At 74.7% G+C, this 18,921-nt stretch carries 17 protein-coding genes; 15 read left to right on the top strand and 2 right to left on the bottom strand.

Annotated features, from left to right (window positions below; all coding sequences use genetic code 11):
• Positions 1 to 37: 37 nt before the first annotated feature.
• A complete protein-coding gene (locus tag FBY22_RS23940) occupies positions 38 to 2,404 on the top strand; it encodes a glycoside hydrolase family 65 protein (RefSeq protein ID WP_142152482.1) in 2,367 nt (788 codons plus the stop codon).
• A gap of 122 nt (positions 2,405 to 2,526) precedes the next feature.
• Entirely contained in the window at positions 2,527 to 3,567 is a 1,041-nt protein-coding gene (locus FBY22_RS23935; RefSeq protein ID WP_142149183.1) for an Acg family FMN-binding oxidoreductase, read from the top strand.
• 13 nt (positions 3,568 to 3,580) lie between these two features.
• Here FBY22_RS23935 and FBY22_RS23930 read toward each other — a convergent pair whose 3' ends face one another.
• Positions 3,581 to 4,444 carry a universal stress protein gene (locus FBY22_RS23930; protein ID WP_142149181.1) on the bottom strand — a complete coding sequence of 288 codons (864 nt, stop codon included), beginning with the start codon at positions 4,442 to 4,444 and terminating at the stop codon, positions 3,581 to 3,583.
• A 289-nt stretch (positions 4,445 to 4,733) separates the two neighbouring features.
• Between FBY22_RS23930 and FBY22_RS23925 the strand changes: the two genes are divergently transcribed.
• Positions 4,734 to 5,615, top strand: a complete 882-nt coding sequence (locus FBY22_RS23925) for a universal stress protein (protein WP_142149179.1) — start codon at positions 4,734 to 4,736, stop codon at positions 5,613 to 5,615.
• 36 nt (positions 5,616 to 5,651) lie between these two features.
• Here FBY22_RS23925 and FBY22_RS23920 read toward each other — a convergent pair whose 3' ends face one another.
• Positions 5,652 to 6,512 (bottom strand): CBS domain-containing protein, encoded by an 861-nt coding sequence (locus FBY22_RS23920; RefSeq protein WP_142149177.1) that lies wholly within the window; start codon positions 6,510 to 6,512, stop codon positions 5,652 to 5,654.
• A 183-nt stretch (positions 6,513 to 6,695) separates the two neighbouring features.
• Between FBY22_RS23920 and FBY22_RS23915 the strand changes: the two genes are divergently transcribed.
• The 12 genes from FBY22_RS23915 (at position 6,696) to FBY22_RS23860 (ending at position 18,873) form a co-directional block, all read left to right on the top strand.
• The gene (locus FBY22_RS23915) at positions 6,696 to 7,148 is read left to right on the top strand and encodes a hypothetical protein (protein ID WP_142149175.1); all 453 of its coding nucleotides are present in this window, start codon (positions 6,696 to 6,698) and stop codon (positions 7,146 to 7,148) included.
• Positions 7,149 to 7,157: 9 nt separating this feature from the next.
• Positions 7,158 to 8,090: a hypothetical protein gene (locus FBY22_RS23910; protein WP_142149173.1), complete on the top strand. Its 933-nt coding sequence runs from the start codon at positions 7,158 to 7,160 to the stop codon at positions 8,088 to 8,090.
• Positions 8,074 to 9,510 carry a V-type ATPase 116kDa subunit family protein gene (locus FBY22_RS23905; RefSeq protein WP_174267252.1) on the top strand — a complete coding sequence of 479 codons (1,437 nt, stop codon included), beginning with the start codon at positions 8,074 to 8,076 and terminating at the stop codon, positions 9,508 to 9,510. Before FBY22_RS23910 ends, FBY22_RS23905 begins: the two co-directional genes overlap by 17 nt.
• Positions 9,507 to 9,929: an ATP synthase subunit C gene (locus tag FBY22_RS23900; RefSeq protein ID WP_142149171.1), complete on the top strand. Its 423-nt coding sequence runs from the start codon at positions 9,507 to 9,509 to the stop codon at positions 9,927 to 9,929. The genes FBY22_RS23905 and FBY22_RS23900 overlap by 4 nt, the downstream gene beginning before the upstream one ends.
• Before the next feature lie 2 nt (positions 9,930 to 9,931).
• The gene (locus FBY22_RS23895) at positions 9,932 to 10,153 is read left to right on the top strand and encodes a hypothetical protein (RefSeq protein ID WP_174267251.1); all 222 of its coding nucleotides are present in this window, start codon (positions 9,932 to 9,934) and stop codon (positions 10,151 to 10,153) included.
• A gap of 82 nt (positions 10,154 to 10,235) precedes the next feature.
• Positions 10,236 to 10,763 carry a V-type ATP synthase subunit E family protein gene (locus FBY22_RS23890; protein ID WP_142149167.1) on the top strand — a complete coding sequence of 176 codons (528 nt, stop codon included), beginning with the start codon at positions 10,236 to 10,238 and terminating at the stop codon, positions 10,761 to 10,763.
• Positions 10,760 to 12,496 carry a V-type ATP synthase subunit A gene (locus FBY22_RS23885; RefSeq protein ID WP_142149165.1) on the top strand — a complete coding sequence of 579 codons (1,737 nt, stop codon included), beginning with the start codon at positions 10,760 to 10,762 and terminating at the stop codon, positions 12,494 to 12,496. Before FBY22_RS23890 ends, FBY22_RS23885 begins: the two co-directional genes overlap by 4 nt.
• The gene (locus FBY22_RS23880) at positions 12,493 to 13,905 is read left to right on the top strand and encodes a V-type ATP synthase subunit B (RefSeq protein ID WP_142149163.1); all 1,413 of its coding nucleotides are present in this window, start codon (positions 12,493 to 12,495) and stop codon (positions 13,903 to 13,905) included. Before FBY22_RS23885 ends, FBY22_RS23880 begins: the two co-directional genes overlap by 4 nt.
• A 5-nt stretch (positions 13,906 to 13,910) precedes the next feature.
• Positions 13,911 to 14,531: a V-type ATP synthase subunit D gene (locus tag FBY22_RS23875; RefSeq protein WP_260845089.1), complete on the top strand. Its 621-nt coding sequence runs from the start codon at positions 13,911 to 13,913 to the stop codon at positions 14,529 to 14,531.
• A gap of 213 nt (positions 14,532 to 14,744) precedes the next feature.
• Positions 14,745 to 17,564 carry a cation-transporting P-type ATPase gene (locus FBY22_RS23870; protein ID WP_260845088.1) on the top strand — a complete coding sequence of 940 codons (2,820 nt, stop codon included), beginning with the start codon at positions 14,745 to 14,747 and terminating at the stop codon, positions 17,562 to 17,564.
• Positions 17,561 to 18,220, top strand: a complete 660-nt coding sequence (locus tag FBY22_RS23865; protein WP_142149161.1) for a TrkA family potassium uptake protein — start codon at positions 17,561 to 17,563, stop codon at positions 18,218 to 18,220. The genes FBY22_RS23870 and FBY22_RS23865 overlap by 4 nt, the downstream gene beginning before the upstream one ends.
• Positions 18,217 to 18,873 carry a TrkA family potassium uptake protein gene (locus tag FBY22_RS23860; protein WP_142149159.1) on the top strand — a complete coding sequence of 219 codons (657 nt, stop codon included), beginning with the start codon at positions 18,217 to 18,219 and terminating at the stop codon, positions 18,871 to 18,873. Before FBY22_RS23865 ends, FBY22_RS23860 begins: the two co-directional genes overlap by 4 nt.
• Positions 18,874 to 18,921: the final 48 nt, after the last annotated feature.

Below are 18,921 nucleotides of genomic sequence, written 5' to 3'. Positions count from 1 at the left end.
CCACGGTGCCGACGGGGACGACGGGAGGGCCGGCGACGTGACGGACCAGGTCTGGGAGTACGAGGGGTACGCCCCCGAGGACGAGCGGCTGCGCGAGTCGCTGTGCGCGCTGGGCAACGGCTACTTCGCGACCCGCGGCGCCCTGCCCGAGTGCGCCGCGGACGAGGTGCACTACCCGGGCACCTACGTCGCCGGCTGCTACAACCGGCTCACCTCCGAGGTGGCCGGCCGCAGCGTCGAGAACGAGGACATGGTCAACCTGCCGAACTGGCTGCCGCTGCGTTTCCGCCTGCCCGGCGGCCCGTGGCTCACCCCGGACACGGCGACCGTGCTCGACCACCGCCAGACGCTGCACCTGACGTCGGGACTGCTGGAACGCCGCACCCGGTACGGGCTCGGCGAGGGCCGGGCGCTCGTGGTGCGCCAGGAGCGGCTGGTGCACATGGGCGACCCCCATGTGGCCGCGCTGCGCACCGAGTTCACCGCCGAGGGCTTCGACGGCACGCTCGAAGTGGAGGCCGCCCTCGACGGCACCGTCACCAACGCCGGCGTGCCGCGCTACCGCGACCTCGACGGCCGCCACCTCACCCATGTGCACACCGGCGCCGCCGACGGCACCGTGTGGCTGCGCTGCCGCACCCGCACCTCCGACATCCGCGTCGGCATGGCCGCCCGGCTCAGCGCCGACACGCCCGTCACCGTCCGGCACGACGGGCCCCGCGCCGCCCAGCACACCGTCCTGCGCCTGACCGACGGCCGCCCCGTCACCGTCGACAAGACGATCGCCCTGCACACCTCCCGCGACCCCGCGATCAGCGACCCGCTGTACGCCGCCGTCGACCGGGTCGGCCGGGTGCCCGGCTTCGACACCCTGCTGGACGACCACATCACGGCCTGGGACCAACTGTGGCGGCGGGCCGACCTCGAAGTCCCCGGCGAACCGGGCCGAATCCTGCGCCTGCACCTCTTCCACGTCCTGCAGACCCTCTCCCCGCACACCGCCGACCTCGACGTCGGCGTGCCCGCCCGGGGCCTGCACGGCGAGGCCTACCGCGGCCACGTCTTCTGGGACGAACTGTTCGTCCTGCCCTACCTCAACCTGCACTTCCCCGAGGTCTCCCGCGCCCTGCTGCGCTACCGCCACCGCCGCCTCGAACAGGCCTGCACGGCCGCCCGGGAGGCCGGCCGCAGAGGCGCCATGTATCCCTGGCAGAGCGGCAGCGACGGCCGCGAGGAGACCCAGCGGCTGCACCTCAACCCCAACTCCGGCCGCTGGCTGCCCGACCACTCCCGCCTCCAGCACCACGTCGGCTCCGCGATCGCGTACAACGTGTGGCAGTACTGCCAGGCCAGCGGCGACGCCGAGTTCCTGCAGACCAAGGGCGCCGAGATGCTCCTGCAGATCGCCCGGTTCTGGGGGGACGCCGCCGTCTACGACGAGGACCTGGGCCGGCACCGCATCAAGGGCGTCGTCGGCCCCGACGAGTACCACGACGCCTACCCCGGCGCCGAACTGCCCGGCCTCGACGACAACACCTACACCAACGTCACCGCCGCCTGGGTGCTGGCCCGCACCCTGGAGGTCCTGGACGACCTGCCCGAGTCACGCCGCCGCGAACTCGTCGAGCGCACCGGCCTGGACGGCGGCGAACTCGAACAGTGGGAAGACGTCTCCCGCACTCTGCACGTGCCCGTGCACGCGGGCGTCATCAGCCAGTTCGAGGGCTACGGCGACCTCGAAGAACTCGACTGGGACGGCTACCGCAGGAAGTACGGAGACATCCGCCGGCTGGACCGGATCCTGGAGGCCGAGGGCGACACCGTCAACCGCTACCAGGCGTCCAAGCAGGCCGACGTCCTCATGCTCGGCTACCTGTTCTCCCCGGCCGAACTCGCCGGCCTGTTCCGCAGGCTGGGGGTGGCCGTCGACGACGGGACCTGGTCGCGCACCGTCGACCACTACCTGACCCGCACCAGTCACGGCTCCACGCTCAGCGGCCTGGTCCACGGCTGGTTGCTGGCCCGCGCCCGGCGTGCCGAGGCCTGGAAGTTCTGCCAGGAGGCCCTGCAGGGCGACGTCGCCGACCTGCAGGGCGGCACCACCGGGGAGGGCATCCACCTCGGCGCGATGGCCGGCACCCTCGACTTCGTGCAGCGCGGGCTGACCGGCCTGGAGACCCGCGCCGGCGCCCTGTGGCTCGATCCGGTGCCGCTGCCGGAGCTGTCGTCGTACGGCTTCGTCCTGCGCTACCAGGGCCACTGGGACGTACGGCTGCGCCTGAGCCGCGGCCGGCTGGAGATCGCCGTACCCGAGTCCGAGGCGTTGCCGATCGAGGTACGGCTGCCCGACCGGTCGGTGAGCCTGCGGCCCGGCGAGTCCGGCCACCTGCTGCTGGTCGACTGACGGGCGGGAACGGCGGTGGGCCTGATGGGCCACCGCCGAGACCCGATGGCCCCTACCCCCGGCCGGCCGGCCGGGGCGAGGCTTTTCCAATAGAGCGGTCCGAGCGAGAGGAAGGGGCCGCCATGAAGGGGAACCACGGCTCCGAGCCCGGAAGGACGCACCCCGGGCTCGCGCGACCACTGGACACCACGACGGTCACGGCCCTGGTGGCCGCGGCCACGGCCGCCCCGTCCCTGCACAACGCCCAGCCCTGGCGGTTCCGGCACGTCGCCGGCGGCGACACGCTCGAACTGCGGGCCGACCTCGAGCGGACGATGCCGCGGTTCGACCCCGACCTGCGGGGTCTGCACCTGGGGTGCGGCGCCGCCCTGTTCAACCTGCGCGTCGCCGCGGCCGACGGCGGCCGGGACGCGCACGTCCGGCTGCTGCCCGATCCCACGGACCGGCAGCTGCTCGCCACCGTGCGCGTCACCGACACCGACCACCCCGACCGCGAACTGGCCCGGCTCTTCGCGGTGATCAGCCGGCGCCACACCAGCCGCCACCCGTTCGAGGACCGGCCGGTCCCGGCCGCCGTGCAGGAAACCCTGCGGCACGCGGCCGAACAGGAGGGGACGCGGCTGGTGTTCCCCGACAGATGGCACATCGAGTCGCTGCTGGACGACGTCCGCGACGCCGAGGGACGCGACGACTTCGACGCCGCGTACATGGCGGAGATGCGCGCCTGGACCCGTGTCGGTCCGCAGGAGACCGACGCCGCCGTGGACGGGGTCCCGGACTACGCCTTCGGGCCGAGCAAACGGGGAGGCCGCGCCCCGGTGCGGGACTTCGCCGGCCGCCGGCCCCTGCCCGGCCGTCCCGCGGCCGTCTTCGAGACCGTCCCGAACCTGGCCCTGCTCGGCACCACCCACGACCACCCCGCCGACTGGCTGCGCGCCGGAGAGGCGATGGAACGGGTCCTGCTGCTGGCCACCCTCCACGGGCTGGCCACCTCGCTCACCTCGCACAGCCTGGAACGTCAGGACCTGCGCGAGCTGGCCCGCGACCCCGTCTCGGGCATGGGCTTCGTCCAGATGGTGCTGCGCCTCGGTTACGGCCCCGCGGGGGTCGCGAGCCCGCGGCGGCCCGTTGAGCAGGTCCTGGAGATCGTCCCGGGCGGTTGACCCGCGGAGAGTGTCAGTCGTGCGGGACCACGGCGACCGGGCACGGCGCGTGGTGCAGCACGGCGTGCGCGACGGGTCCGAGCTTCCAGGTGAGGTGGGACGAGTGCCGGCGGCGCCCCACCACGGTGAGCCGGCCCCGCGTGGCGGCGGACAGCAGCACCTGGGCCGCAGGCCCCGCCGTCACCTCGTCGACGAGGGGAACGCCGGGGAACTTCTCGCGCCACGGTGCCAGAGAGGCCGTGAGCCGCGCGCGGTCCACCGCGCCCTGCTCCGCCTGCCGACCGGTCGCGACCGTGTACTGGTGAGGGAGGGCCCGTACCGCGTGGACGCCGCAGCCGTGCGCCTCGGCGGTGGTGAAGGCGAACTCCAGCAGGGCGTCGGCGCCCGGCCCCGGCTCGACGCCGACCACGACGTCGCCCCGCTCCGTGCCCGGATGCCCCCAGCCGGTCCCGACGGCCGGATCGCCGGCCCTGACGATGACGGCGGGACACCGCGACAGGCCCAAGATGTGCAGGCTGTGGGAGCCGAGGAGGAAGCTCGCGGCCGAACCGTGTCCGCGGGAGCCGAGCACGAGCAGGGCGGCCCGCTCACTGTGTTCCAGCAGGGCCTGCGACGCGGAGACCTCCACCAGCTCGGTCGTGAGGCTCAGCTCGCCGTAGCGGTGCAGCAGTTCGGCCTCGATCCGCAGCAGCAGGCCCTGCCCGTAGTGCTGTTTGCTCAAGGCCTCCTGCGCGACCGGCACGTTCAACGGCTGGGTGGTCCACGAGTGGACCAGGAGCACCGGCAGCCGCCTGGTCATGCCTTCCCGGGCGGCCCACCACGCGGCGGTCGTGCCGGCGGGGGAGCCGTCGACTCCGACGACGACGGGTCCGGTCATGGCGCACCTCCCGGCGGTACGACGGCCGTGCCGCGGCACCGCGTCCAGGTCCCCCTCGGTCCGTTTCTTCCAGCGTCGCCCCGGGCCCGACGGCGGTGGGAGGGCCGGACGGTGCGCTGTTGGGACCCGTCCGGCCCTGGGGGAGCACGGCCTGTCGGGGCAGGCTGGTGACCGGAGCGGTGGGTGTGTCCGCCCGCGCTTGCCGGCCGTGACACCTTCGCCGCCCCGAGCTGCCGCCGTCATCACCCGCGTCGAGACCGGGAGCGGCGGCCGCGAGGGGAGGTGCGTGATGAGCGGCCCCGTCGTCGTGGGAGTGGACGGTTCGGCGTCGAGCCTGGCCGCCGTGGAGACGGCGGCACGCGAGGCCGCCTGGCGGGGTGTCGGGCTGCGCCTGGTGCACGCCGTCGGATGGCCGCCGCTTCCGCTGCGGCGGGGCCGCTCCGCCTGGAACCCGGACGCCGCGGGCGTACGCGAGCGGGTGGACGGCATGCTCACCGAGGCCGAACAGCGGGCCCGCAGGATCGCACCGCATGTGCGGACCGTCACCGACAGCGTGCTCGGCGAGCCGGTCATGGTCCTGGAGATCGTCTCCCGTCACGCCTCGCTCCTCGTGGTCGGCAACCGTGGGCTGAGCAGGCTCGGCAGCCTGCTGCTCGGCTCCACCGCCGCCCACCTCGCCGCCCATGCCCGCCGCCCCCTGCTGGTGGTGCGCGGCCGCCCGGACGCGTCCGGGCCCGTGCTCCTCGCCGTCGACGGCTCCCCGGCCGCCCGCCCGGCCGTCGAGTTCGCCTTCGCCGAAGCCCAGTCGCGCGGCGCCGACCTGGTGGCGCAGCACGTGTGGAACACCGCCACCGAACGGGTGTACGACGGCCCGGCCGACCCGCCCTTCATGACGTACGACGAGGACCGGCTGCGCGACGAGGAGCAGCGGGTACTGGCCGAGGCACTGTCGGGGCTTCGCCAGAGGTACCCGGACGTCGCCGTCGAGCGGCGCCTGGTCCGGGGCCGGGTGGGCGGCACGCTCGTCGATGCGAGCGCAGGGGCACAGCTCGTGGTGACCGGCGCGCACGCCCACGGCGGCTTCACCGGGCTGCTGCTGGGCTCGGTCGGCCAGGCCCTGCTGCACCACGCGCACTGCCCCGTCGCCGTGATCCGCTCCACGGGGGAGTGACCAGGCGCCGGGGCAAGGCCGGCGGCCGGCGCGTGCTCAGTCGGGGATCAGGTGGTCCACCACGGCGACGACGTCGGCGATGCGTTCCACCTCGGCGACCAGCTTCGGGATCCGTCCGGCGTCCAGCGAACCACTGAGCGTCACCGTCCCGTCGTGGACCTCGACGTCCACCTGCGCCGGGTCGATGCCCAACTCGCCCCGGACGACGCGGTGCAGGACCTCGTAGCGGATGGCCGCGTCGTCCCGTACCAGGGCGTGCAGCAGCTCGCTGCGGCTGACGACGCCCACCAGGTGTCCCTTGTGATCGGTGACGAACAGCTGCCTGATCCGGGAACGCGAGGCGATGCGCGCCGCCTCGATCACGGGGGTCCACGAGTGGACGGTGAGCGCGGGCGCCGACATCAGCATGCCCGCCGTCACCCCCGCGCCCGCGTCCCGCGGATGCCGGCGCAGCATTCGGGCGAACGCGCCGGGGTGGTCGCCCGCGGTGATGGACGCCGCGCGGGCGAGCAGGTCGGACTCCGCGATCACGCCGATCACCCGCTGGGCCTCGTCCACGACGGGCACCGCCCCCGTCTGCCGGCGTGCCAGCATCCGGGCGACGTCGAGGAACGGCGCGTCGCGGGAGACGCCCGCCACCGACCGCCGCATGACGTCACGCACCCGCAGTTCCGCGCTCGTCCGTGTCTTGTGGTGGACGTGGTGGGCCTCGGCGGGGTGCGGGCCTGCGGCGACCGGTGCCTCCGGCGCGGACGCCGAATGGGACGCCATGGCCTGCAGGTAGCGCACCATCATGTCCTGATGGACGTCCTCCGCCGGCGACGGCGCGAAGGCCGGTACCGCATGCTGGGCTTCCACCGACGCGGCGGCGTGTTCTCGTGCCTCTCGGTCGCTCATGGCTACCTCCCAGCGTGCGTGGAGACCACACCCCTCCTGGTCCTACCGTCTCGCCGACACGGTGGCCGCTTCCAGGGCCGACCGGTCCCTTCTACGGGGCGAACAGCCCTGGAAGACCTCCGGCCGCCTTCGTAGCGTGAGAGTGGGCCACGGCGGGCACCCGCGCCGGGTCCGGAGGTTCTCATGCCCGGGTTCCGCGAGTTCCGCATACGACTCAGGCCGGCCGGCTCGCCCGGTCCGGCCGCGCCGGGCGGTGTCCCCGCCGACCGGTCGGACGAACTCACGACCGAACTGCAGCCCCCGCTGACCTGGCTGGACGACACGGCGGCCGACGCCGACCGCATCCGCGCCGAGGCGGCCCACGAGGCCGACCAGCGGCGCCGGGCCGCGCGGCGACAGGCCGAGGAAATCGTGCGGGCCGCGCGGGCACGGGCCCTGGACGTCAGGAACGAGACCGCGGCCCGCATACGGCGGGAGGCCACCGCCGAGGCCGAGCGGGCGGACGCCGTGTCGCGGCGCGAGACGGAGGCGCTGCGGGCACGGGCACGCGCCCGGACCCCCGCCCTCGCCGCGCGGATCGTGGCGCGGGTGGCCGCCGACCTGGGCCTGTCCGCCGAGCGGGGCGGACCGGAGTAGGAGGCCGTGATGGGCGCCGGCTGGGTCGCGGGGGTGACACGGGCCAGGTCCATGGCCGTCGGACGTCTCGGCCCCGACGCAGCTCGGGAGCTGGCCGCCTCCGCCGGCCTGACCGAGGCCCTGCGCGCCCTGGCGAACACCCGCTACCGCAAGGTCCGCGAGACGGAGGCCGAGGCCGAGCCCGCCGCGGCGTGCCGCGCGGTCTCCGCCGCCCTCCTGTGGCAGCTGCGCGTGCTCGCCGGATGGCAGCCCCTGGCGGGTGTCGCCGCCCTGCGCCGGCTCGCCGCCGGCTTCGAGATCGCCAACACCCGCGACCATCTGCGCGCCCTGGCCGGGGAGCCGTGCCCGGCCCCGTACCGCCTGGGCGCGCTCGCCACCGCCTGGCCCCGACTGGCGCGGACGGCCGACGCGCGCGGGGTGCGGGCCGTGCTGACCGCCTCGCCCTGGGGGGACCCCGGCGGCGAGTCCGCGACGGCCGTACTGACCGGGATGCGGCTGTCCGCCGCCGTCGGCATCGTGGCCGACCTGCCGCAGGCGGCCCGCTGGGCGGCGGGGGACACCGCGCTGATGCTGGCCCGCGAGTCCTACGTCCTGGACCGTCCGCCGACCGGACGGGCCGCCGGACACGCCGAGCGCATCCTCGGCCGGTCCGCCGTACGGGCCGTCTCCTACGACGACTTCCGCGCCCGCCTGCCCTCGGCGGCGCGCTGGGCGCTGAAGGACACCGGGCGGCCCGCCGACCTGTGGCGCGCCGAGGCCCGCTGGTGGGCCGCCGTCGAACGGGACGGCCTGGAGATGCTGCACAAGGCGGACTTCGGCGTGACCCCCGTCGTGGGCGCCGTCGCCGTGCTGTCCGCCGACGCCTGGCGGCTGCGCGCCGCCCTGCTGGCCGCCGCGCACGAGGGCCGGGCCGGGGAGGCGTTCGATGACCTCCTGGAGTGACTCCCCGGCCCGCGCGGCACCGGTCCGCATGCAGCGGGTGGCCGTCGTCGCCCCCCGCGGCGCCCTGCGGGACGTCCTGGTGCGCGTCGCCGACGCCGGCTGCCTGGAACTGGACCACCCCGACGACGCGCCCCGCGGCACCGCGCCGGCCGCGCGGGCCCTGCGGGCGCTGCGCACCGAAGCCGCCCCGCCACTGCTGTCCCTCACCCCTCCCGACATGCCGGAACTGCAGGCGGCGGGCCGTACCGACCTGCTGGCCGGCGAGGCCCAGCTCGAGGCGCACCGGGCGGCCGCGGTATCGCGCGGGCCCGCGGCCGCGCTGGCCGGCTGGTGCCCCGTGACGGACGTGCCCCGGCTCGGCGCCGACCTGGCCGACGCCGGCGGCGCCCTCGTACCCCTGCGGAAACCCCGCGGCATCGACCCGCCCACCCTGCTCACCACGAGCCCCGTCCGGCGTTCCTTCGGCCCCCTGGTGCGCACATACGGCACCGTCCCCTACACCGACATCGACCCCACGGTCCCCGCCGGAGTCGCCTACGTCGTCATGTTCGGGATGATGTTCGGCGACGCCGGCCACGGCGCCCTGCTCCTCCTCGGCGCCCTGCTGCTGCGGCTCGGCCGCCCGCGCCGGCTCGCCCCGCTGCGACCGCTGTGGCCCTTCGTCGCCGGAGCGGGGCTCACCAGCACCCTGGCCGGCCTCGCCTACGGCGAGTTCTTCGGCCCCACCGGCGTGCTGCCCGTGCTGTGGCTCGACCCGCTGGACGAGCCCCTGCGGCTCCTGGCGAGCGCCGTCGGGTTCGGCGCGATCCTGCTCGCCCTGGCCTACGCGGCGGGCATCGTCAACCGCTGGCGGGAGAACGGGCCCGGCCGCGCCCTGTACGCGGCCTCCGGCATCGCCGGTGCGGCGGTGTTCCTCGGCCTCGCGCTCGCCGCCGGGGGAGTGCTGCTGCACACCCCGGCCCTCACCTGGAGCGGAGCGGCGCTCGCCGTCACCGGACTGGTGCTGGTCGGCGTCGGCCTGATCGCGGAGTCCGGGGGCGGTGCCTCCGGCGTCCTGCAGACGGGCGTCCAGCTCTTCGACGTCGTGGTCCGCATCGGTTCGAACACCGTCTCCTTCGCACGGCTCGCGGCCTTCGGACTGACCCACGCCGCGCTCGGCGGCATCGTCTGGCAGGCCACCACGGCCCTGGCCGGCCGCGGCCCCCTCGCGGTGGCCGCTGCGCTCCTCGTCTTCCTCCTGGGCAACGCCCTCGCCTTCGCGCTGGAGGCGCTGGTCGCCGGGATCCAGGCGCTGCGCCTTGAGTTCTACGAACTGTTCTCCCGGGTCTTCGACGCCGAGGGCCGGCCGTTCATGCCCTGGCACGTGCCCACAGAGCCCACCCACGCACCCGTACGACACGAAACGGAGGTGACAACATGATCGCCTGGCTGATCGCGCTTCCCGTTCTCGTCGGGGCCTTCGCCGTCACCCGCCGACTCCTGCGCCACCGCGGCCGAGGGGCCCTGCGGGCCATCCTCGTGGTGGACGCCGCCCTGTTCGCCGGGGCGCTGGCACTGCTGGTCGTCGCGCTGAGCGGCGGTGCGGCGCAGGCCCAGACGGCCACTGCCGCCGCGCAGAGCTCCGGCTCCGGCTCCGCGGCGTTCATCGGCGCCGCCATCGCGGTCGCCGGCGCCTCGATCGGCGCGGCGATCGCCGTCGCCTACACCGGCGCCGCCGCTCTGGCGGCGATGAGCGAACGCCCCGAACTCTTCGGCCGGGCCATGGTCATCGTCGGCCTCGCCGAGGGCATCGCCATCTACGGCCTGGTCGTGGCCGTCATCCTGCTCGGGAAGACCTGACCATGGGACACATCGCGGCGATGGGCGAACCCCTGCGCATCCTCGGACTGGCGTCCGCGGGCGTCCTGCTGAGCCCCGCCGAGGGTCCGGCCGCCGCGCGCGCCGCCTGGCGGGACCTGCCGCCGGACGTCGACCTGGTCCTCCTCACCCCTGCCGCCGCCGACGCCCTCGACCCCGAGGCCATCGAGGGCCAGGAGCCGCTGGTGGCGGTGATGCCGCCATGAGGGCCGCGCGGTCGCCGCGTGCCGCCCGGGGCGATGCCGATGCCCTCGGTGGTCAGATGCCGTTCGGGGTGGTGGTGCCGGTATGAGGAACCCGCCTTTGGGCTCGGCCGACGTCGCGCTGGAACCGGTGCGGGCGCAGTTGCTGCGCGCCGCGCGAGCCGAGGCCGACGCTCTGTCGGCCGCGGCCGATGCCGACGTCCGGGCCGTGCTCGCCGAGGCCGACGGGCAGGCCGCCGCGATTCTGGACGAGGCCCGCGGCATGGGCGAGGCCGACGCGGCCGCGGCCCGCGACGCCGTCCGGTCCCGGGCCCGCCGCACCGCCCGCGCCCGCGAACTCGCCGCCCGCCGGGAGTGCTGGGAGGAACTGCGCCGACGGGTGGTGGCCGGCGTGGAGGAACTGCGCCACGCGGACTCCTACCCGGCTCTGCGCGCCCGGATGGCCGCGCACGTACGCGCCGCGCTCGGCCCGGAGGCCGAGGTCACCGAGGCCCCGCGCGGGGGAGTCAGGGGACGTACGGCGGACCGCAGGCTCGAGTGCGACCTGACCGCGCTCGCCCTGCGGGCGCTGGACCGCATCGACGGGGAGGCGGAGGAGCTGTGGGCACCATGACGGACGTGTCGTCGGCGGACGGCCGCATCCTGCGCGTCGCCGGCCCCCTCGTGGAGGCCGAGTACGTCACCGGCACCGCGATGAACGACCTGGTCGCGCTGGGCGAGGCGGAACTGCCCGGTGAGGTCGTCGCCATCCGGGACGGGGTCGTCACCGTCCAGGCGTACGAGTACACGGGCGGCCTGGCCCCCGGCGCGCGGGCCCGCCCGCTCGGCCGCCCCCTGTCCGCGCCGCTCGGCCCGGGCCTGCTGGGCGGGGTCTTCGACGGCCTGCTGCGCCCCCTCGCGACGGCCGGCGCCTGGCTGGAACCCGGCGCCGCCGGCCGCGGGAGCGGCCCGGCACGCCAGTGGGAGTTCGTGCCACGGGCCTCGGCGGGCGACCTCGTCGCGCAGGGCGACGTACTCGGAGAGATCCACGGCCCCGGACCCGTGCCGCTCGAGGTGCTGGTGCCGCCCGGCCGGTCCGGCGCCGTGGACCACGTCGCCGACGCCGGCCGCCACCCCGCTGACGCCGTCGTCGCATCCGTCGCGGGCACGGCCGTACGCATGACCACTCCCTGGCCCGTCCGCACCCCCCGACCTGTCCGCGAACGCCTCGACTCCCCCCGCGCCCTGGGCACCGGGCAGCGCGCCATCGACCTGCTCTTCCCGGTGGCCCTCGGCGGCACCGTCGCCGTCCCCGGCGGCTTCGGCACCGGCAAGACCGTACTGCTGCAGCAGATCGCCAAGTGGTGCGACGCCGACGTCATCGTCTACGTCGGCTGCGGCGAACGCGGCAACGAGATGGCCGACGTCATCGACGAGTTCGGCGCCCTCACCGACCCGCGCACCGGCGGCCGGCTCGCCGACCGGACCGTGATCGTCGCCAACACGTCCAACATGCCGATGATGGCCCGCGAGGCCAGCATCCACACGGGCGTGACGGTCGCCGAGTACTTCCGGGACATGGGCCTGGACGTGGTCGTCATCGCCGACTCCACCTCCCGCTGGGCGGAGGCGCTGCGCGAGTTCGCCTCCCGCACCGGCGCCCTGCCCGCCGAGGAGGGCTACCCGGCCGGTCTCGCCTCGGCGATCGCCGCGTTCTACGAGCGGGCCGGCGCGGTCACCACCCTCGGCGGCCGCAGCGGCTCGGTGACCGTCATCGGCGCGGTGTCCCCGCCCGGCGGCGACATGGCCGAACCGGTCACCGCGCACACCCAGCGCTTCGTGCGCTGCCTGTGGACCCTGGACCGCGAACTCGCCTACGCCCGCCACTACCCGGCCGTCTCCTGGGCGGAGTCCTTCTCCCGCGACGCCGAGGCCCTCGGCGCCCGCCGCGCCGCCACCGACGACCCGGACTGGCCGGCCCGGCGTGCCCGGGTCGCCGGTCTGCTCGCCGAGGCCGACCGGCTCGCCGACCTCGTCGACCTCGTCGGCATCACCGCGCTGCCCGCGCAGGAGCGCGTCAGCGTCCTGGGCGGCCGGCTCGTCCGCGAAGGGGTCCTCCAGCAGAGCGCCCTGTCGCGGCGGGACGCCTACAGCGGAGCGGAGAAGACGGCCGCACTGGCCGAGGCGGTCCTCGGCGTGGTCGACCGCTGCCGCGAACTGGCCGACGCCGGAGTGCCCGCGGCCCACATCGAGGACGCCGACTTCACCCCCGTACTGCGCGCCCGCGAGGAAGCGGGACCGCACGACGCGGACACCGTACGGGCACTCGGCCGGAGCATGCTCGACCGACTGGGGGAGCTGACATGACGGACACGCGGGACACGCAGGACACGCGGGGCTGGGGCCTCGTCGAGTACACCTCCATCCGTGAACTGCACGGCCCCCTCGTCGTCGTCGACAAGGTCGAGGGCGTCGGCTGGGACGAGTTCGTGCTGTTCACCCTCGACTCCGGCGAGCAACGGCACGGACTCGTCCTCGACGTCGACCGCGGCACCGCCGTCGTACAGGTGCTTCAGGACACCGCCGAGATCGATCCGGCGCGCATCCGGGCCGCCTTCACCGGCACGCCGCTGCGGATCCCGGTGGGCCCCGGCTGGCTCGGCCGGGTCTGCAACGGCCGCGGCGAACCGCTCGACGGAGGCCCGCCCGTCTTCGGCTCCACCACCTCGGCGGTCGGCGGCAACCCCGTCAACCCCGTGCGCCGCGAGCCGCCGGCCGAACCGGTGCTCACCGGGGTCAGCGCGGTGGACGCCCTGACGACCCTCGTACGCGGTCAGAAGCTGCCGGTGTTCTCCGCGGCGGGCCTGCCGCACCTGGAGCTGGCCGCGCAGATCGCGGCCCAGTCGACGGCCGGGGGAGAGCCGTTCAGCGTGGTGTTCGCCGCCATGGGAGTCACCCACGCGGACGCCGGTTTCGTGCGCGACGCGCTGGAGGAGCGCTCCGCGGCGGGCGAACTGGTGCTGCTGCTCAACACCGCCGCCGACCCGGTGATCGAACGCATCCTCACCCCGCGCATCGCGCTGACGATCGCCGAGGAGCTGGCGTTCACCGGCGGCCGGCATGTGCTGGTGGTGATGACCGACATGACCAGTTACGCCGAGGCGCTGCGCGAGGTCTCCGCGGCCCGCGGCGAGATCCCGGCCCGCCGCGCCTACCCCGGCTACCTCTACAGCGACCTCGCGTCCCTCTACGAGCGCTGCGGACGCATCCGCGGGCTGCCGGGGTCGGTGACCGTGCTGCCGCTGCTCACCATGCCGGCCGGTGACATCACCCACCCCGTCCCCGACCTCACCGGGTACATCACCGAAGGACAGGTCGTGCTCTCCCGCGAGATGCACGCCAAGGGCGTCTACCCGCCGGTCGACGCCCTGTCCTCGCTGTCCCGGCTCATGCGCAAGGGCGCCGGCCCCGGCCGCACCCGCGACGACCACCTCGATGTCGCCGCCCAGCTGCTCGCCGCACTGGCCCGGGCCCGCCAGGTCCGGGAGCTGGCCGATCTGGTCGGGCAGGCGGCGCTGAGCCCCACCGACCGCCGCTACCTGGCCTTCGACGAGGCGTTCGCGCACGGCTTCGTCCACCAGCGCCGCGACGAACGGCGCACGCTGGAGCAGACACTGGAGCGCGCCTGGCAGGTGCTGCTCACCCTGCCGCGCAGCCAACTGTCCATGCTGCCCGCCGAGTTCCTCGACGCCCACGCGGCGCCGGAAGGCGGGTGAGCCCCGTGAAGGACCTGCGGACCCCGCCCGGCCGGGCCGGCCGGATGAGATTGCGCCACAGCCTGGACGTCGCCCGCCGCGGCGCCGACCTGCTCGACCAGAAGCTGCGCATCCTGCGCGCCCGCCACGAGGCGCTGCTGGCCGCCGAGGAGAGCGCGCGCGACGCCTGGCACGAGCGGCTGCGGGAGGCCGAGACCTGGCAGCGGCGCGGGCTGCTGCTGGCCGGCGAGCAGGCACTGGAAACCCCGGCGCCACCGCACCCCGCCGAGATCGACGTCGTCCGGACCTCCACGATGGGCGTGCGCCACCCCGAGACGGCCACCTGCGCGCTGCCGCCACGCGAACCGGACACTCCCGCACCCGTGAACACCGCGCTGGTCCACGCCGAGGCCGCCTACGCCGAGGCGGTAAGGGCCGCCGCCGACCACGCCGTCGCCCACGCCGCGGCACGCGAGATCGGCGCGGAGGTCCTCCGTACCCGCCAGCGCGTCCGAGCCCTGCAACGCCACTGGATCCCCCGCCTGGAACACGCCCTGTCCCGCGTGGACGCCGCCCTGGAACAGAGCGAGCACGAGGACGCGGTCCGCCGCCGCTGGGCGGCCCGCGCCTTGGGCGACCGGACATGACGGGCCAGGCCCTGGGCCCGGGTCGGACTCGCTCGTGCTCGGCGAGTGCGCGGAATCGCAAGGTTGTGAGCCGGCCCCGATCGCAGCTGCGAGCGGGCGTGACCAGGCGCCCCGGATCCACCCGGCCCCACCCGGGGGTCACATGACCCATGGCAGTGGGCTGGCCGGGGCGTCGAAGCTGGAGAGGTCGTCTCGGAGTCCGGAGGGCTTCCTGTGGACAAGGACAGCGTCGCTCAGCGGCTCGCCACCGGCCCGGAGGGCGGCACGGTGCCCGCACCCCGCGCATCCGGGCCCCCGCTGCCCCGGCAGCGGGCCGACGAGGTGCTCGCGCAGCTCGGCACCTCACGGCGGGGCCTGGCCGCGGCGGAGGCCGAGCGGCGGCGCATCCGGTACGGCCCCAACGAACTGCCGCAACCGCGCCGTACCGGCCTGTGGCGCCGCTTCCTCGCCCAGTTCACCGATCTGTTCGCGATCCTGCTGATCGTGGCCTCCGCGCTGACCTTCCTCGCCTACGCCCTGCAGGACCCCCGCGATGTGGGCAACCTGCAGCTGGCCTTCGCGATCCTCGGCGTGGTGGTGCTCAACGCGGTCATCGGCTTCGTCCAGGAGTACTCGGCGGAGCGCACCGCCCAGTCGCTGCAGGCGATGGTGCCGCACACCTGCCGGGTGCTGCGCGACGGCGAGCGCCTGGAACTGCCCACGTCGGCGCTCGTCCCCGGCGACCTCGTGGTCCTGGAGGCGGGGGACGCCGTACCGGCGGACTGCCGTGTCGTCGAGGGGCACGGCCTCATGGTCAACAACGCCTCGCTGACCGGGGAGAGCGTGGCCGTCGGCCGGGTGGAGGAGCCCACGGCGGCCGCCACCGTCCTCGACTCCCGCAACTGCGTGTTCATGGGCACCACGGCGGTCTCCGGATCGGGCAAGGCGGTCGTGTTCGCCATCGGCGCCGACACCGAGTTCGGCCGCATCTACCGGCTCACCCAGGAGGCACCGCAGCAGCAGACCCCGCTCCAGCAGCAGGTGGCCTCCATGGCCCGCCGGGTGGCCGTATTGGCCGTGGCCATCGGCCTGCTCGTCCTCGCTGTCCGCCTGCAGAGCGGGCAGCCGCTGGTGTCCACGTTCGTCTTCGCCCTCGGCGTGATGGTCGCCCTGGTCCCCGAGGGACTGCCCGCCACCCTGTCGGTGTCCCTCGCCATCGGCGTCCGCCGCATGGCTCGCCGCCAGGCCCTGGTCAAGAAGCTGCTGGCGGTGGAGGCGCTGGGCTCCACCACGGTGATCTGCACCGACAAGACCGGCACCCTGACCCAGGCCGAGATGACCGTCACCCGGTTGTGGAGCGGCGGGGAATGGCACGAGGTCTCCGGTGTGGGCTACGCCCCCGTCGGCGCCGTCATCGATCCGGAGTCCGTACGGGACCTGCTGCGCGTCGGCGTGCTGTGCTCCGACGCCCGGCTGCTGGCACCGGACGAGCAGGCCGACTGGCGGGTCCTCGGCGACACCACGGAGGGCGCGATCCTCGTCGCCGCGGCCAAGGCCGGACTCGACCCGGCCACCGAGCGGGCCGCCGCGCCGCGGATCGCCGAGTTCCCCTTCGATCCCGTCCGCAAGCTGATGAGCACCGTCCACCGCACGCCCGAGGGTGACGTGGTGTGCGCGAAGGGCGCGCCCCAGGAACTCCTCGCCCACTGCACGCACCTCCTGCTGGACGGCGTCTCCCGGCCCCTCACCGACGAGCTGCGCGCCCGCGTCACCGAGGCGAACGACACCATGGCCGCCCAGGGACTGCGCGTCCTGGCCGCGGCCCTGCGCCCGGTGACCTCGGCGCCCGGCGACAGCGCGGAGGCCGAGTCCGGGCTGACCCTGCTGGGCCTCGTCGGCATGTTCGACCCGCCCCGGCCCGAGGTCTCCGCCGCCGTCGAGGCCTGTCGCAGGGCCGGCATCCGCATCGTCATGGTCACCGGCGACCACCCGCTCACCGCGGAGGCCGTCGCCCGCAGGGTCGGCATCGTCACCGGGGCCGCCCCCACCGTGGTGACCGGAGCCCGGCTCGGCGAGATGGACGCGGGGGAACTCGACGCGGTGATCGCGGCTCCGGGAGAACTGCTGCTGTGCCGGGTCAGCCCCGAGCACAAGATGCGCGTCGTGGCCGCCTTCCAGAAGCGGGGCGACGTCGTCGCGGTGACGGGCGACGGCGCCAACGACGCCCCCGCGCTCAAACACGCCGACATCGGTGTCTCCATGGGCGCCGGCGGCACCGACGTAGCCCGCGAGGCCTCCGTGATGGTGCTCCTCGACGACTCCTTCGCCTCCATCACCGCGGCCGTCGAGCTCGGCCGCTCCGTCTACCGCAACATCGGCAAGTTCCTGACCTACCTCTTCAGCCACAACATCGCCGAGCTGACCCCGATCCTGGCCGCCACCTTCGTCGGCTTCCCGCTGGTCCCGCTGAGCGCCGTGCAGATCCTGGCGATCGACCTGGGCTCCGATGTACTGCCCGCCCTGGCCCTTGGCGCCGAGCCGCCCGAGCCCGACACCATGGAGCGCCCGCCCCGCGGCCGGCGCGAACGGCTGTTCTCCGCCGCGCTCGTACGCCGCTTCCTCTTCCTCGGCATCGTGCAGTCCATCGGCGTGTGCACGGTCTTCTTCTGGCAGATCCACTCCGCCGGCATCCCCTTCGCCGACTTCACCACGGACACACCCGCCTACCGCAAGGCCATCACCCTGACCCAGGCCGCCATCGTCGTCAGCCAGTTCTTCAACGCCCTGGCCGTGCGCACCGACCGCGAGAGCGTCTTCCGGGTCGGCCTGTTCTCCAACCCGCGGCTGCTGGCCGCCGGTTGCTTCGGAATCGCGCTGATGGCCGCCATCAGCTACGCGCCGCCCCTGCAGGCCGTCTTCAACACCGCGCCGATCTCGGCCACCGACTGGGCGGTGCTCACCGGCTTCGGGGTGCTGCTGCTGGCCGCCGAGGAAGCCCGCAAGGCGTGGGTGCGCCGCACACCACCGCACCAGCCAGAGAGGAAACAGCCATGAGGGTCGTCATCGTGGGCTGCGGCCGGGTCGGCTCCGCCCTCGCCACCCGGCTGGTCAACGAGGGCCACGACGTGCGGATCATCGACCGCGAGCCGAAGACCCGCGCCCTGCTGCCGGCCGGCTTCCCCGGTCAGGTCCTGCACGGCAACGGGTTCAGCCGCACCCTGCTGGAGGCGGCCGGCATCGAGCACGCCGACGCGTTCGTCGCGGTCACCTCCGGGGACAACACCAACATCGTCAGTGCCCGTACCGCCAAGGAGACCTACCGCGTGCCGATCGTCCTGGCCCGCATCTACGACCCACGGCGCGCCGACATCTACCGCGACCTGGGCATCCCCACCATCGCGAGCGTCCGCTGGACGGCGGACCGGCTCCACCAGATGCTGCTGCACCGCCACCTCACCCCCGAACTCAGCTTCGGCAACGGCGAAACGCTGCTGTTGCGCTCCCAACTGCCCGCGCACCTCACCGGCCGGCGGCTGGGCGAGCTGGAGGTCGACGGCGAGATCCGGCTCGTGGAGGTGACCCGCGGCGGGCGCTCGTTCCTGCCGACGCACAGCACCCCCGCCGAACCGGAGGATCTGATCACCTTCGCCGTGGCCGCCGAGGCCCTGACCCGGCTGCGCGGCTTCCTCGACAAGGAGCTCGGCACATGAAGGTCATCGTCGCCGGCGCCGGCCGGCTCGGCAGGCAGGTCGCCCAGGTGATGGCGGCCGCGGGCAACCAGGTCACCGTCGTCGACCGCGACGACGACCGCATCGCCGCCCTCCACGACCGGCTGCCGGTGCGGCTGGAGACCGGGGACGCCTGCGAACCCTCGATCCTCGAACGCGCCGGCGCGCACTCGGCCGACCTCGTCGTCGCGACGACCGGGGAGGACGAGGACAACCTCGTCATTAGCCTCCTCGCCAAGCGCCAGTTCGGCGTCGAGCGGGTGGTGGCCCGGGTCAACGACACCGAGAACGCCTGGCTGTTCGACCGGAACTGGGGCGTCGACGCCGCCGTGCCCGCCGCCATGCCCCTCATCTCGCTCATCGAGGAGGCCGCCGGAGCCACCGACACCGTCGCCCTGCTGCGGCTGAGCAAGGCCGGTGTGAACGTCATCGAGACCACCATCACGGCCCGCTCGCGTGCGGTCGGCCGCATGCTGGCGGACATCACGCTGCCGGCGAGCACCGTCCTCGCCGCGGTCGTCCGCGACGGCGGCCCCGTCGTACCGGCGCCCACGCTGGCCCTTCGGGCCGGGGACGAGATCCTCGTCGTCTCGCACGAGGCCACGGAGGACGAGGTGCACGCGGCGTTCCAGTGACCGCGCAGGAACGGCGGCCGTCGGCCGGGGACACCCCCGCCGGCGGCC

It is taken from the genome of Streptomyces sp. SLBN-31, from assembly GCF_006715395.1.
Classification (GTDB): Bacteria; Actinomycetota; Actinomycetes; order Streptomycetales; family Streptomycetaceae; genus Streptomyces.
Note: the sequence above shows the minus strand (reverse complement) of the source record. Positions and strands in the feature narration are given on the sequence as shown.

What these genes read in the sequence shown, in the direction of transcription:
- FBY22_RS23885 (WP_142149165.1), top strand. Translation starts at nt 10,760, where the DNA reads ATGACGGACGTGTCGTCGGCGGACGGCCGCATCCTGCGCGTCGCCGGC.
- FBY22_RS23905 (WP_174267252.1), top strand. Translation starts at nt 8,074, where the DNA reads ATGACCTCCTGGAGTGACTCCCCGGCCCGCGCGGCACCGGTCCGCATG.
- FBY22_RS23890 (WP_142149167.1), top strand. Translation starts at nt 10,236, where the DNA reads ATGAGGAACCCGCCTTTGGGCTCGGCCGACGTCGCGCTGGAACCGGTG.
- FBY22_RS23935 (WP_142149183.1), top strand. Translation starts at nt 2,527, where the DNA reads ATGAAGGGGAACCACGGCTCCGAGCCCGGAAGGACGCACCCCGGGCTC.
- FBY22_RS23865 (WP_142149161.1), top strand. Translation starts at nt 17,561, where the DNA reads ATGAGGGTCGTCATCGTGGGCTGCGGCCGGGTCGGCTCCGCCCTCGCC.
- FBY22_RS23915 (WP_142149175.1), top strand. Translation starts at nt 6,696, where the DNA reads ATGCCCGGGTTCCGCGAGTTCCGCATACGACTCAGGCCGGCCGGCTCG.
- FBY22_RS23920 (WP_142149177.1), bottom strand. Translation starts at nt 6,512, where the DNA reads ATGAGCGACCGAGAGGCACGAGAACACGCCGCCGCGTCGGTGGAAGCC.
- FBY22_RS23925 (WP_142149179.1), top strand. Translation starts at nt 4,734, where the DNA reads ATGAGCGGCCCCGTCGTCGTGGGAGTGGACGGTTCGGCGTCGAGCCTG.
- FBY22_RS23930 (WP_142149181.1), bottom strand. Translation starts at nt 4,444, where the DNA reads ATGACCGGACCCGTCGTCGTCGGAGTCGACGGCTCCCCCGCCGGCACG.
- FBY22_RS23895 (WP_174267251.1), top strand. Translation starts at nt 9,932, where the DNA reads ATGGGACACATCGCGGCGATGGGCGAACCCCTGCGCATCCTCGGACTG.
- FBY22_RS23860 (WP_142149159.1), top strand. Translation starts at nt 18,217, where the DNA reads ATGAAGGTCATCGTCGCCGGCGCCGGCCGGCTCGGCAGGCAGGTCGCC.
- FBY22_RS23900 (WP_142149171.1), top strand. Translation starts at nt 9,507, where the DNA reads ATGATCGCCTGGCTGATCGCGCTTCCCGTTCTCGTCGGGGCCTTCGCC.
- FBY22_RS23910 (WP_142149173.1), top strand. Translation starts at nt 7,158, where the DNA reads ATGGGCGCCGGCTGGGTCGCGGGGGTGACACGGGCCAGGTCCATGGCC.
- FBY22_RS23880 (WP_142149163.1), top strand. Translation starts at nt 12,493, where the DNA reads ATGACGGACACGCGGGACACGCAGGACACGCGGGGCTGGGGCCTCGTC.